13 protein-coding genes are annotated in these 12,836 nt (G+C 54.1%); 11 read left to right on the forward strand and 2 right to left on the reverse strand.

The window, feature by feature from the left end; all coding sequences use genetic code 11:
• The first annotated feature begins 285 nt into the window (after positions 1–285).
• The 10 genes from citC (at position 286) to alkB (ending at position 10,030) form a co-directional block, all read left to right on the forward strand.
• The gene (gene citC, locus ACQKDS_RS04550) at positions 286–1,356 is read left to right on the forward strand and encodes a [citrate (pro-3S)-lyase] ligase (protein ID WP_399666834.1); all 1,071 of its coding nucleotides are present in this window, start codon (positions 286–288) and stop codon (positions 1,354–1,356) included.
• Positions 1,356–1,664: a citrate lyase acyl carrier protein gene (gene citD / locus ACQKDS_RS04555; protein WP_399667092.1), complete on the forward strand. Its 309-nt coding sequence runs from the start codon at positions 1,356–1,358 to the stop codon at positions 1,662–1,664. Before citC ends, citD begins: the two co-directional genes overlap by 1 nt.
• Positions 1,648–2,571, forward strand: coding sequence for an aldolase/citrate lyase family protein (locus tag ACQKDS_RS04560; protein WP_399666831.1), 924 nt, complete (start codon positions 1,648–1,650; stop codon positions 2,569–2,571). Before citD ends, ACQKDS_RS04560 begins: the two co-directional genes overlap by 17 nt.
• Positions 2,568–4,073: a citrate lyase subunit alpha gene (gene citF, locus ACQKDS_RS04565; RefSeq protein WP_399666829.1), complete on the forward strand. Its 1,506-nt coding sequence runs from the start codon at positions 2,568–2,570 to the stop codon at positions 4,071–4,073. The genes ACQKDS_RS04560 and citF overlap by 4 nt, the downstream gene beginning before the upstream one ends.
• A gap of 4 nt (positions 4,074–4,077) precedes the next feature.
• Complete coding sequence (citX, locus tag ACQKDS_RS04570) at positions 4,078–4,626, forward strand: citrate lyase holo-[acyl-carrier protein] synthase (RefSeq protein WP_399666826.1); 549 nt, start codon at positions 4,078–4,080, stop codon at positions 4,624–4,626.
• Positions 4,604–5,506 carry a triphosphoribosyl-dephospho-CoA synthase CitG gene (gene citG / locus ACQKDS_RS04575; RefSeq protein ID WP_399666823.1) on the forward strand — a complete coding sequence of 301 codons (903 nt, stop codon included), beginning with the start codon at positions 4,604–4,606 and terminating at the stop codon, positions 5,504–5,506. The genes citX and citG overlap by 23 nt, the downstream gene beginning before the upstream one ends.
• A gap of 26 nt (positions 5,507–5,532) precedes the next feature.
• Positions 5,533–6,996, forward strand: a complete 1,464-nt coding sequence (locus ACQKDS_RS04580) for an anion permease (protein WP_399666820.1) — start codon at positions 5,533–5,535, stop codon at positions 6,994–6,996.
• Between the two features lie 285 nt (positions 6,997–7,281).
• Positions 7,282–8,511 carry a bifunctional glucose-1-phosphatase/inositol phosphatase gene (gene agp, locus ACQKDS_RS04585; protein WP_399666817.1) on the forward strand — a complete coding sequence of 410 codons (1,230 nt, stop codon included), beginning with the start codon at positions 7,282–7,284 and terminating at the stop codon, positions 8,509–8,511.
• 75 nt (positions 8,512–8,586) lie between these two features.
• Positions 8,587–9,282: a 4'-phosphopantetheinyl transferase gene (locus ACQKDS_RS04590; protein WP_399666814.1), complete on the forward strand. Its 696-nt coding sequence runs from the start codon at positions 8,587–8,589 to the stop codon at positions 9,280–9,282.
• Positions 9,283–9,382: 100 nt separating this feature from the next.
• Positions 9,383–10,030: a DNA oxidative demethylase AlkB gene (gene alkB, locus ACQKDS_RS04595; protein WP_399666811.1), complete on the forward strand. Its 648-nt coding sequence runs from the start codon at positions 9,383–9,385 to the stop codon at positions 10,028–10,030.
• Here alkB and ACQKDS_RS04600 read toward each other — a convergent pair.
• Entirely contained in the window at positions 10,013–10,912 is a 900-nt protein-coding gene (locus tag ACQKDS_RS04600) for a LysR family transcriptional regulator (RefSeq protein WP_427673874.1), read from the reverse strand. The genes alkB and ACQKDS_RS04600 overlap by 18 nt on opposite strands.
• A 125-nt stretch (positions 10,913–11,037) precedes the next feature.
• On the opposite strand from ACQKDS_RS04600, the gene ACQKDS_RS04605 reads away from it, so the two are divergent.
• Entirely contained in the window at positions 11,038–11,667 is a 630-nt protein-coding gene (locus ACQKDS_RS04605) for an alanyl-tRNA editing protein (RefSeq protein WP_399666806.1), read from the forward strand.
• A 212-nt stretch (positions 11,668–11,879) separates the two neighbouring features.
• On the opposite strand, the gene ACQKDS_RS04610 is transcribed toward ACQKDS_RS04605, so the two are convergent.
• Complete coding sequence (locus ACQKDS_RS04610) at positions 11,880–12,710, reverse strand: undecaprenyl-diphosphate phosphatase (protein WP_399666804.1); 831 nt, start codon at positions 12,708–12,710, stop codon at positions 11,880–11,882.
• Positions 12,711–12,836: the final 126 nt, after the last annotated feature.

Below are 12,836 nucleotides of genomic sequence, written 5' to 3' on the forward strand. Positions count from 1 at the left end.
GTAATTTAATTATCAGTTTAAATAAATATCATGACGTTAATAAACACGATAAAAATAATTAAGTAAATAAAAACCATTAAATAACTTATTAACTGCATAGTGTTTGTGAAATAGGTCAATAATCATCGACTTTTTTCTGTTTACTCTATCGCCATTGACTACTCCTTTATTGTTAGATTGATTGTAACGTAATGTTTTGTATTGGATTGTTTGTAGCTCAATGTTAATTGTGAAGGTTGGTTTGTGTATTGATTGTTGTTTTATTGTAATTCCAGAGAGAAATTTATGTTGGGCGATGCCGTATTTAACCGGGTGAAACGATCGGACCATAAGAATATTTCGGAAATTAAATCGTTTTTACGATCTAACGACTTAAATATTGATACCACCGTCGAAATATTTATTACCGTTACGCAAAACGAAAAACTGGTCGCATGCGGAGGGATCGCGGGCAATATTATCAAATGTGTCGCTATTAGCCCGCAGATGCGCGGGGCAGGGCTGGCGCTGTCGTTGGCTACTGAGCTGGTTAATTTGGCCTATGAGCGGCATCACACCCAATTGTTCATTTACACCAAGGTGCAGAATGAACACCTGTTTCGCCAGTGCGGTTTTTATCCGATAGCCACCGTGCCGGGCATCGTTGTGCTGATGGAGAACAGCCCATGTCGTCTGAAGCGTTACGCGGCGCAATTGGCAAGCAGCCGCCAACCCGGCGACAAAATAGGCAGTATCGTGATGAATGCCAATCCATTTACCCGTGGTCATCAGTATTTGATACGGCAGGCTGCCGCCCAATGCGATTGGTTACATCTGTTTTTGGTGCGCGAGAACACGTCACGTTTTCCCTACGAGGATCGTCGTCAATTAGTGATGCAGGGTACGCATGACATCACTAACTTAACCGTTCACGAAGGATCGCAGTATGTCATTTCACGCGCCACCTTCCCATGTTACTTCATTAAAGATCAAGGGATTGCCGACGACTGTTACACCGAAATCGATCTGAAAATCTTCCGTCAATATTTGGCTCCGGCGTTGGGTGTCACCCACCGCTTTGTCGGCAATGAACCCTTTTGCGCCGTCACGGCGAAATACAATCGCGATATGCGTTACTGGCTGGAAACGCCAGCGCTGCCTAGCCCGCCAATCCACTTGGTGGAGATCGAGCGGCTGCAATATCAGGGCACGGCCATCTCCGCCTCTTGGGTACGCAAGCTACTGGCCGCGGGGGATTTTCACGCCGCTGCCCCGCTGGTGCCGAAAGATACCCTCTACTACCTGCAAGATATGCAGGCGCAGCGCCGGAGTAAACCGGTCACGCAAGAATTTGAGTCCGCACAATCAGGTGAATGATGAAAATACTCCGAGAAGCAATGGCCGGTACGCTGGAATCCAGCGATGTCATGGTGCGTGTCGCGCCAACCGATGGCCCGGAACACGATCTGCTGATCGCCAGCAGCGTAGAAAAACAGTTCGGTGCTGCTATTCGTAGCACGTTATTGCAGGTGTTGGCCGATTATCACGTCGAACCGGTACAGGTGATCGTTGATGACAAAGGGGCATTGGACTGCGTGTTGCGCGCCCGCCTAGAAACCGCGCTGATGCGCGCCAGTGACGGTCAGACGCTGCCGTGGGGGGGAACCGATGAAAACGCTGAATAAACAACGTATGCGCCGCAGCATGCTGTTCGTGCCGGGTGCCAACGCGGCGATGGTCAGTAATGCTTTTATCTATCAAGCCGATGCGTTGATGTTCGATTTGGAAGATTCGGTGATTTTGCGGGAAAAGGATGCGGCGCGACGGCTGGTATTCCACGCGCTGCAACACCCGCTGTATCAGGAAGAAGTAGAAACCATCGTGCGGGTTAACGCCTTGGACTCCGCCTATGGATTGGCGGATCTGCAAGCGGTGGTGCGCGGCGGGGCGGATATTGTGCGCTTGCCGAAAACGGATAACGCCCAAGACGTCCTCGATATGGATCGTGAAATCAGTGCGATCGAGCAAGCATGTGGTCGCCCGGTTGGCAGTACGGGTCTGCTGGCGGCTATTGAATCCGCCACCGGTATCACTAACGCCGTGGCGATCGCGCAGGCCTCGCCACGGTTGATCGGTATCGCGCTGGGGGCAGAAGACTACGTGCGTAACCTGCGTACCGAGCGTTCGCCAGAGGGGATCGAACTGTTGTTTGCCCGTTGTTCTATTTTACAGGCGGCACGTGCCGCAGGCATTCAGGCCTTTGATACAGTGTATTCCGACGCCAATAACGAGGCGGGGTTCCTGCGGGAAGCGGCACTGATTAAACAATTAGGCTTTGACGGTAAATCCTTGATTAACCCGAGGCAAATCGAGCTGCTGCACAACCTTTATGCGCCTACCGCGAAAGAAGTCGCACACGCCGAACGGGTGGTGGATGCCGCGCAGGCAGCGGAGCGGGAAGGGCGCGGTGTGGTGTCGCTTAACGGCAAAATGGTTGATAGCCCGGTGATAGAGCGTGCGCGTTTGGTGTTAGCACGTGCCGCGTTATCCGGCATTCGTGAAGAAGTTAACCCTAGCGAGGCAGCTCAATGAAACGTCAACAACGCTTGATGAACTGGAACAATCACGCTGGCCTGGCACCTTATCAGGATGTCTCAAAGGCGAATCAGCAGGCGCGTAAGCCGCGCGATATGAAACGTTGTGACTCATTACAAGAAGCCGTGCGCCGCAGTGGTTTGCAAGACGGCATGACCATCTCTTTCCACCACGCTTTTCGCGGTGGTGACTTGACGCTGAATCAGGTAATGGAAACGTTAGCGGCGATGGGCTATCGCAATTTGACGCTGGCATCCAGTTCACTGAGCGATTGCCATGCCCCATTGGTCGGCCATATCCGCCACGGAGTGGTCAGTCGTATTTATACCTCTGGTCTGCGTGGCCCGTTGGCTGATGCCATCTCCCGCGGGGAGCTAAAAGAGCCGGTGCAGATTCATTCACACGGTGGCCGGGTCAATCTGATCGAATCCGGTGAGCTGAGTATTGATGTGGCGTTTCTTGGCGTGCCGTCGTGTGATGAGTTCGGCAACGCCAATGGTTACAGCGGCGAAGCGTGCTGCGGTTCACTTGGCTACGCCAAGGTGGATGCGCAAAGCGCAAAAACCGTGGTGTTGCTCACCGAGGCAGTAGTGCCCTATCCGCACCATCCGGCCAGCCTGGCACAGGATCAGGTCGATCTGATTGTTGAGTTGGAGAGGGTAGGCGATGCCGACAAAATTGGCGCAGATGCCACCCGAATGACGTCAAATCCACGAGAATTGCTGATCGCGCGTCGTGCGGCCGAGGTGATCGCCGCTTCCGGTTATTTCACCGAAGGTTTTTCACTGCAAACCGGCACCGGCGGGGCTTCGCTGGCGGTGACGCGTTTCTTGGAAGATAAAATGCGCGCGCGTGGTATTCGTGCCAGTTTCGCGTTGGGGGGCATCACGTCAACCATGGTGGAACTGCATGAAAAAGGGCTGATCGGCAAATTGCTCGATGTGCAGAGTTTTGACCGTGCGGCGGCGACATCGCTGGGGCGTAACCCGAACCATATCGAAATTAGTGCTAACCAATACGCCAATTTTAGCTCAAAAGGTGCATCGGTCGATCGGTTGGATGTGGTGGTGCTCAGCGCGCTGGAAATTGATGCCGGTTTCAACGTGAACGTGTTGACCGGTTCAGACGGCGTGATCCGCGGGGCGTCCGGTGGTCACTGTGATACCGCCGCGGCGGCGCGGTTGGCGATCATCGTCGCACCGTTGGTGCGCGGGCGTATTCCGACGCTGGTGGAGCAGGTGACCACGTGCGTCACGCCGGGCTCCAGCATCGATATTTTGGTTACCGATCACGGCATTGCTGTCAATCCGGCACGCCCGGAGTTGGCGCAACGCTTGCGTGACGCTGGTTTACAAGTCGTGACTATTGAGTGGTTGCGTGAGCGTGCGTTAACCCTCACCGGTGAACCACAGCCGATCGCCTATACCGACAACGTGGTGGCGGTGGTGCGTTATCGCGACGGCACGGTGATTGATGTCGTACATCAGGTTGCGGAGTAACGCCATGCATGCCGTCGTCCCAGAATTAGCGGCCAATCGTGCGGTTACGCTACCGGAGCTGCTTACCAGCCGTGAAAGCCGTCAGGCTCGGCAGCAAGCGTGGCTGGCTCGCCATCACACCACGTTGCTGGTGCTGACGCTGGTGGTGCCCGGTGCGGTGAAAGACAGCCCACTGACGCGCCGTATTTTTAACCTCGGTTGGCAGGCGTTGCAGCCCTTGATGGTTGAGCCGGGCTGGCAGTGTCTGCAAAACGAAGTGTTGGCATTACCGACGGGCTGCGAAGGGTATCTGGCATTGCATGCCGATGCCCGCTTGGTGAAAGACTTTGCCATGCAGTTGGAGGTAAAACAGTCGATTGGTCGGCTGTGGGACATCGATGTGTTGGATGCGCAAGGCCGCATTTTATCACGCAGTGACGTTGGCCTGCCGCCGCGTCGCTGCCTGCTGTGTGCGCAAGCGGCTAACGTTTGCGCACGATTGCGTCGCCATAGCCCAGAACAACTGCTGGCTGAAATGGAGAGAGTGCTGAATGCGGCATGTCACGTCCACTAAGTTGCCGCAACCGGGGCGGCCTGTCAGTGCCAGTCAGGCTTTTGCGCGTGATGCCTATCGCGCTTTGCTGAGCGAAGTCAATCTGACGCCGAAGCCTGGGTTAGTCGATCGCCACAATAGTGGCGCACATCATGATATGCATATCGGTCATTTTTACCGGAGCTCACGTGCAATCGGCGTTTGGCTACCGCGATTCATCCGTCATGGCATTGAGCAGGCGGGGCAACCGACAGCATCGTTGTTGGCTCGGCTGCGCCCTTTGGGCATGGCCTGCGAAAACCACATGTTCCGCGCTACCGGCGGCGTTAATACCCATAAAGGCAGCGTGTTTACCCTCGCTTTACTGTGCAGCAGTTTTGGTCGTTTGCAACAGCAGCGGCGGCGGATTACCCCTGCCACGCTATGCGGTGAGGTCGCGGCGATGTGTCACGGATTGGTCGCGCGTGAGCTATGCCGCAACAACTTAGGGCAGACCGCCGGGCAGCGGCTGTTTACGGCTTACGGTTTGAGCGGTGCGCGCGGGGAGGCCGAGGGCGGTTTTCCGTTGGTCTTGCATGGCGCATTGCCGCTGTATCAGCAGCGCTTACGGCATGGGGGCGATCAACAGAGCGCATTGTCGGATTGCCTGTTGTGGTTAATGGCTCACAACGGCGATACCAACGTCGCCTCACGCGGCGGCATTGAGGGATTGCAGTGGTTACAACGCCGGGCGGCGCAACTGCTCAAGCAAGGGGGGGCACAGGGCGCGGCGGGCATAGCGCGATTGCAGCAGTTTGATGCTGAGTGTATCGCGCGTCATCTTAGCCCCGGCGGGAGTGCCGATTTATTGATTGTCACCTGGTTGTTGGCTCAGTTATCGCCATCGGATGGCCAAGAATAATAACGCAGTGATTTTAGGAGAGTCTTATGTCTGAAGCTCGAGAGAAAATAGGGAAAGCAATCGCGCCATTAGCGGTGTTGGCAATCCTGTTGTTGATACCGGTACCCGACGGAATGCCGCCGCAGGCTTGGCACTACTTCGCCATTTTTGTGGCGATGATCGTCGGCATGATTTTGGAACCCATTCCAGCAACGGCCATCAGCTTTATCGCCGTGACCGTCAGTGTGTTGAGCGCGCCTTGGGTGCTGTTTGGTGCGCAAGAAATGGCCGAGCCGGGATTCAAAGCCAGTAAAGAGGCGTTGAGGTGGGGGCTGGCCGGGTTCTCCAGCACCACCGTTTGGTTAGTATTTGGCGCATTTATCTTTGCACTGGGTTACGAAGCCACCGGCTTGGGGCGGCGTATTGCGCTGTTTTTAGTCAAGTTTATGGGTAAGCGTACCTTAACGCTGGGCTATGCGGTGGTGATCATCGATATTCTGCTGGCACCGTTTACTCCGTCCAACACCGCGCGAACCGGTGGCACAGTATTCCCGGTGGTGAAAAACCTCCCGCCGCTGTTCGATTCATTCCCGAACGATCCCTCATCACGCCGAATCGGCGGTTATCTGATGTGGATGATGGTGGTCGGTACCAGCATTAGTTCTTCGATGTTTGTTACCGGCGCGGCCCCTAACGTCTTGGGCATTGAGTTTGTCAGTAAAATTGCCGGTGTGCATATCAGTTGGATGCAGTGGTTCCTGGCATTTCTGCCGGTAGGCTTGTTGTTATTAATCATTGCTCCGCTGATTTCTTATTATCTGTATAAGCCGGGGGTCACCCACAGTAGTGAAGTCGCGAGTTGGGCTAACACCGCGCTGGTAGAGATGGGGAAACTGACACGCAAAGAGATGACGCTGATTGGCTTAGTGTTGCTGAGCCTGTGCCTGTGGGTATTCGGCGGAAAAGTGGTGAATGCAACGGCGGTCTGTCTGTTGGCGGTATCATTGATGTTAGCCTTCCACGTGGTGTCGTGGAAAGAGATCACCAAGTATTCCAGCGCGTGGAATACCTTGGTAAACCTGGCAACGTTAGTGGTAATGGCGAATGGATTGACGCGCTCAGGCTTTATCGACTGGTTCGCCACCACTATGAGCACTCATCTTGATGGTTTTTCGCCTAATGCGACGGTGATCGCGCTCGTGTTGGTGTTCTATTTTGCCCATTACCTGTTTGCCAGCCTGTCGGCGCATACCGCCACCATGCTGCCCGTTATTTTGGCGGTGGGTAAAGGCTTACCCGGCGTGCCGATGGAGCAACTGTCTATACTGCTGGTGTTGTCGATTGGTTTGATGGGCGTGCTGACGCCGTATGCGACCGGCCCTGGCGTCATCATTTACGGCTGTGGTTATGTGAAATCAAAAGATTACTGGCGTCTGGGGGGGATTTTGGGCGTGGTGTACATTAGCGCCTTGTTATTGATTGGTTGGCCAATCCTCAACCTTTGGTACTGATAATATCAATGATTGCGGCTCCTGCGGGAGCCGCTGAAGTAGATGACAACGTTGCCTTTGAGCCCGAAATATTCGGGGCAGTCGCTTCGACGGCAAGCCACTACGCCCCCTCTGGCTCGTTTTTCCGGATAACACGCGGTGTCAGCTGTCTGTGCGGCATTTGCGCTATTTATCCGCGTGCTTTTCCCTCATCGTGATGGTTATCACACCTTTCCTTTCTCTTCCCCGCCATGATACCCCGCTGATGCTAACGCATGAATAAATAGGTGATAGGGAAATTTGCGAATGAAAAGAAAAGCGTTATTGCTGTGTTTACCCATGCTGTTGACTGCCTCTGCGCTGGCTGAAACCCACGATTATCAGTTGGAGCAAGTTTTGGTGATGAGCCGTCATAACCTGCGCGCGCCGTTGGCCGATAACGGCAGCGTGCTGGCGAATGCGACGCCGCATGCATGGCCGCAATGGGATACGCCGGGTGGTTTGCTGACCACGAAAGGCGGCGTGCTGGAAGTGTACATGGGCCATTATTTTAATGCGTGGCTTAAGCAAGCGGGTTTGTTACCGCAGGCAGGGTGTCCGGCCAACGACAGCGTATATGTTTACGCGAATAGCCTACAACGCACGGTGGCAACCGCGCAGTTCTTTACCAATGGCGCATTTCCCGGCTGCGATGTGACGGTGCATCATCAAGAGAAAATGGGGGAGATGGATCCGACCTTTAACCCGATTATCACCGACAACAGCGAACACTTTAAACAGCAGGCACTTGCAGCGATGAATGCCAAGTTGGATTCATTGTCGTTGAATGCGGCGTATCAACAGCTGGCCGCCATCACCGATTATGCGGATTCTCGCGCCTGCAAGGCCGACAAACAGTGCGATCTCACCGCTGAACCGAGCAAAATGAGCGCAGTAGCGGGTAAAGAGCCGGGGGTTACCGGGCCATTAAAAGTGGGCAACTCGCTGGTTGATGCCTTCATGTTGCAGTATTACGAAGGTTTCCCGCTGCAAAAGGTGGCATGGGGCAAGGTCACCACGCCGGCGCAGTGGCAGCAACTCGCGCAGTTGAAAGACGGTTATCAAGATTCACTGTTTACCTCGACCGTGGTGGCGCAGAACGTCGCTAAACCGTTGCTGACGTATATCAATTCGGCACTCAATGGCGCAAATAATGCCACGTCGCCTAAGTTAACCGTATTGGTGGGGCACGATTCCAACATTGCCTCTTTGCTTTCGGCGATGAAGTTCAAACCTTATCAGTTACCAAATCAATATGAGAAAACGCCGATCGGCGGCAAATTGGTGTTTCAGCGTTGGCATGACGCGAAACAAGATCGTGATTGGTTAAAAATCGAGTATGTGTACCAATCTACCGCGCAGTTGCGTAATGCCGATAAACTGACGCTAGACAATCCGCCGCAGCGCGTCACGCTGGCGTTGCAAGATTGCCCGATCGATAAACAGGGGTTCTGCGCCTGGCGTGATTTTGAAAAAGCGATGAAAGAAATGCTGTAATCGTACGCTGCCCCTTTCGCCGGTGTGAGGGGGGCTTTACACTGGTTTTATCACTCACTTCATTATGGAACGCACGTGCTTGCCGCTTTTCTCATCGATACGCAATGGCTGACCTTCGGCGGTTTTTCCGGCCGAGTGATTCGTAGCCGATTTCACACCGTCCATTATCATGATGCCTTATTCAGCCAAGCTGAAATCCCGTTTCCGCCGCATTTAACCCCGTCGGTGCCGAAGCGACGGGCGGAGTATTTGGCAGGGCGAATAGTGGCGCGGCAGGCATTGGCGTCGTTAGGGCACCCAGGATTTATTGTACAACGGGGAGAGGATCGCGCGCCCATCTGGCCTACAGGGGTCGCGGGTGCATTGAGTCACAATGCGGATACGGTGCTGTGTGCGGTACAGCACACAACGCAGGCGGGGGGCGTTGGGCTGGATGTAGAAACGATAATGGCGGAGGAGCGCGCCGCGCAACTGTGGGAAGCGATTGTCACGGCCGATGAATATGTTTGGCTACAGCAGCAATCGGGCGCTTTTAATCTGTTGCTGACGCTGGCTTTTTCCGCCAAAGAAAGTTTATTTAAGGCGCTGTATCCTCAGGTACAACGCTATTTTGATTTTCTCGATGCGCGCGCCATAGCGATTGATTGGCAAGCGCAAACTTTCGAACTTGAGTTACTCAACGCGCTGACTGCCGATTGCCCGGCCGGTCGGCGTTTTCGCGGACAGTTTCTGCGTGATGGTGACAATGTCACAACTATAATTCACTTATAGTTCAGATAAATAGTGATTATTTGCTTCCCGGAGTGAGCGCACTGGACAAGCCGGTATTTGTGGTTAAAATATTTACTGTATATATCAACAGGCTTGTTCGATGACGCTCGATCTTTTTGAAGATGAACTCCCGCCACCTTGGCGTGAAGAAATCGCACCCGGTGCAGTGGTCTTGCACGGTTTTGTCCGTGAGCACGGGCGCGAACTGCTGGCCGCGGTGTACAGCGTGTTGGCACAGGTGCCGTGGCGGCATTTGACCACCCCCGGTGGCTTTACCATGTCGGTAGCGATGAGTTGGTGCGGTAACGGTTGGGGCAGTGATGGCCGAGGTTATCGCTATTCCGCCCGCGACGCAGGCAGTGGCAAACGCTGGCCGCCAATTCCTGACATATTGCTGGCACTGGCCGATGAGGCTGCCGTGCAGGCGGGTTTTGGTCACTATGTACCGGATTCTTGCCTGATAAATCGTTACGATCCCGGCAGTAAACTGTCGTTACATCAAGATAAAGATGAACGAGACTTTACCGCACCGATTGTCTCTGTTTCGTTAGGCTTACCGGCGGTGTTCCAGTTTGGCGGTATGCAGCGCAGCGATAAAACGCAGCGTATTCCATTGGTGCACGGCGATGTGGTGGTGTGGGGCGGGCCTTCACGCCTGCGCTTTCATGGCATTATGCCCGTCAAAGAGGGGTATCATTCGCTGGTGGGGCCACACCGTATCAATATCACCTTACGCAAGGCGCTTTGAGTGAGGGGCTTGTCCGAGACAAGTGACGAGGTAATCGATAAATACCCGCAGCCTGGCGGGCAGATGCTGGCTCGGGGCATACAGTAACCAAAGTCCGCCGTGATAATTACTGATGAAATCCCACTCAGGCAGCACTGGTACTATCTCGCCATTCTCCAACGCCTGGCGTGCGGTAAAGTACGGCAAACTGCCGATGCCGATATGCTGGCGCACGGCATCTAATCGTACGCCGGTATGGTTAGCGGCATAGCGGCCGCGTACGTTCACCGTGACCGTTTTGCCCGCCTGACGGAACTTCCAGCGTGCATCGTTTGGCGTCTCCCCTAAATAAATACAGCTATGCTGGATTAAATCCTGTGGGTGCTGCGGCACGCCGTGGCGTGATAAATAGTGCGGAGTGGCGCACAGCAGGTGATCGATGGTCATCAGTTGACGACCAATCAATCCCGGCGCGGGGCGTTCGGTAATACGTAGTGCTAAATCAATGTGATCGTCAATGAGATCCATATAGCGATCTTCCAGCCGAAGGCGTACGTCAACCTTGGGATAGCGCTGCAAAAAAGCGGGGATGTGCGGGTGCAGCACCAAGTGACCGATTGCCTTGGGTACGCTGACACTGACCAATCCTTGCGGCTCGGCGTTGCCTTGCCCGCTCACCACCATCGCGGCATTGGCGGCGTCCAACATTTGGCGACAATGTTGATAAACCGCTTCACCTTGTTCGCTGAGACGTAATTTTCGCGTAGTGCGATGCAGTAAACGCACAGACAACGCGTGTTCCAATTTACTGATATTACGGCTAATGGCTGAGGGCGACGCGCCCAGTTGACGTGCGGTGGCGGAGAAGCTGCCACTTTCCACGACCTGGACAAAGATCGCCATTTCGGCCAAGAGTGAAGAAGCTTGATTTGTGATCACAGCGCACAAGTCCATTCTGTTAGCAACGGATTATCAGTTCATTATGACACGAATATAATCAGTACTTCGAGAGTAAGGAGGAATATCTGATGACCGAGCGACGTTATTACGACAATGATGATCTGCAACTCAGTGCTGAGGTGGTGGCGTGTACGCCATTTGACGACGCTCTTTACGCCGTCGAGCTTAATACGACGATTTTTCATCCGCAAGGGGGCGGGCAACCGGCGGATAAGGGGAGCCTGAATGGTGTGCCGGTAATGCGAGTGCTACAACAGGATAATGCGATACAGCATATTGTCGCTGAGCCGCTGCCGCTGGGCGCCGTTAACGTCGTGATCGATCCCGCGGTGCGTGCGCTACATGCCCGCTGGCACTCTGCCGGACATATGATCGGTTATCTCGGTGAACGACAAGGATGGCAACCGGTTAAGGCGCATCACTGGCCGGGGGAAGGGCGTATTACCTTTGTTGCGGGGGCTGAAGCAAAAACCCTGGATCCAAGCGGGTTACAAACCGAGTTGATGAAGTTGATTGCCGCAGACTTACCCCGCGTGCAACACCTTGATAATGGCCTGCGTAAAGTCGGTTTTGGCGACTTACCCGCCTATGGTTGCGGCGGTACTCACGTCGGTTCGCTGGCTGAAGTGGGCCAGGTGCAAATAAATGCGGTGAAAATGAAGAAGGGCCAGTTGATCGTGCAGTATGAGGTGCTCTGAAACACCCGCGTATTATCGGGTTGGTTCGGCATTGCGCAGTAGGGTGCAGAATCGGGGTGGGGAACTGTCGCCGTTGCGGTATGGGCTAGGTGGGGTGTCTCGGTGGCATCGTAACCGCAGTTGGCATTGGGACTCAACATCCCCTTTTTAACCGGTTCATCAGCCAAAATGATGATGAACCGGCGTAATGCTAACAGGTGGGCGTTGGTGGTTTATGAGGTACCGTAAATCAGCCCAAGTAACAGTAATCCCAAGGCGATACGGTAAATTACGAAGGGGAGATAGCTGGCGCGGTTGAGCCAACGCATCATCAATACCACCGCCGCCCAAGCGGCCAGAAAGGCAAAGCCACCGCCCAATATCGCGTCGGCAGTCAGGCGCGCGTCGCCACTTTGATAGAGATCATACGTCGCCATCAGGCCTGCGCCCAGAATGGTAGGTAATGATAAAAGCAGAGCGAAACGCGCAGATAATGGGCGATCGAAACCCAGTAATCGGCCTGCTGTCATGGTGATCCCCGAGCGGCTAACCCCCGGGATGATCGCCAGACATTGCATTAAGCCAACCAGGCAGGCTTGCTTCGTCGTAATTTCGGTGGGCTCACGGCGTGTGACGTTGCTTCGGTCGGCCCACCAAAGTGCAATACCAAATAGGATGGTCATCCATGCGATAATCTCAGTTGAGCGCAGCAGGTTGGTCACCACATCTTTCGCGAGAAAGCCGATGATAATAATCGGCAGAGTGGCGACAACGGTGATCAGAAACAGATGAAAGCGCGGTCCTTTGCGTCCCCGAAGACAATCCAAGGCACCCATCATCATTTCGCCGATATCCCGCCGGAAATAGAGCACCACCGCGCCCAGCGAACCGACGTGCAATGCGATATCAAAAGCGAGTTGATCCGCAGCATCTTGTTCACTCAGCGGTAAGCCAATCGCTGTTGCCAAATCGCGCCCCAGAATGAGGTGGGCAGAAGAACTTACCGGTAAAAACTCAGTAATACCTTGAACAATCGCAAGAAAAAGAACGTAGTAAAGCGACAACGTCTACCTCTGTATTCAATTTGAGCCTGCATTTGGCTCGATTTACAAGGTCTATGACTCAGCAATGGCTGCCGCTATCTGCAGTATTGACCCAGCCACACGGATACCCATCTCGGCATATGCCAG

The sequence above is a fragment of the Serratia sp. NPDC078593 genome (assembly GCF_050268245.1).
In the GTDB taxonomy this organism is placed as follows: domain Bacteria; phylum Pseudomonadota; class Gammaproteobacteria; order Enterobacterales; family Enterobacteriaceae; genus JBNNGK01.

What these genes read in the sequence shown, in the direction of transcription:
- alkB (WP_399666811.1), top strand. Translation starts at nt 9,383, where the DNA reads ATGACGCTCGATCTTTTTGAAGATGAACTCCCGCCACCTTGGCGTGAA.
- citF (WP_399666829.1), top strand. Translation starts at nt 2,568, where the DNA reads ATGAAACGTCAACAACGCTTGATGAACTGGAACAATCACGCTGGCCTG.
- ACQKDS_RS04600 (WP_427673874.1), bottom strand. Translation starts at nt 10,912, where the DNA reads ATGGCGATCTTTGTCCAGGTCGTGGAAAGTGGCAGCTTCTCCGCCACC.
- ACQKDS_RS04605 (WP_399666806.1), top strand. Translation starts at nt 11,038, where the DNA reads ATGACCGAGCGACGTTATTACGACAATGATGATCTGCAACTCAGTGCT.
- citX (WP_399666826.1), top strand. Translation starts at nt 4,078, where the DNA reads ATGCATGCCGTCGTCCCAGAATTAGCGGCCAATCGTGCGGTTACGCTA.
- ACQKDS_RS04580 (WP_399666820.1), top strand. Translation starts at nt 5,533, where the DNA reads ATGTCTGAAGCTCGAGAGAAAATAGGGAAAGCAATCGCGCCATTAGCG.
- agp (WP_399666817.1), top strand. Translation starts at nt 7,282, where the DNA reads ATGAAAAGAAAAGCGTTATTGCTGTGTTTACCCATGCTGTTGACTGCC.
- citG (WP_399666823.1), top strand. Translation starts at nt 4,604, where the DNA reads ATGCGGCATGTCACGTCCACTAAGTTGCCGCAACCGGGGCGGCCTGTC.
- citD (WP_399667092.1), top strand. Translation starts at nt 1,356, where the DNA reads ATGAAAATACTCCGAGAAGCAATGGCCGGTACGCTGGAATCCAGCGAT.
- ACQKDS_RS04560 (WP_399666831.1), top strand. Translation starts at nt 1,648, where the DNA reads ATGAAAACGCTGAATAAACAACGTATGCGCCGCAGCATGCTGTTCGTG.
- citC (WP_399666834.1), top strand. Translation starts at nt 286, where the DNA reads ATGTTGGGCGATGCCGTATTTAACCGGGTGAAACGATCGGACCATAAG.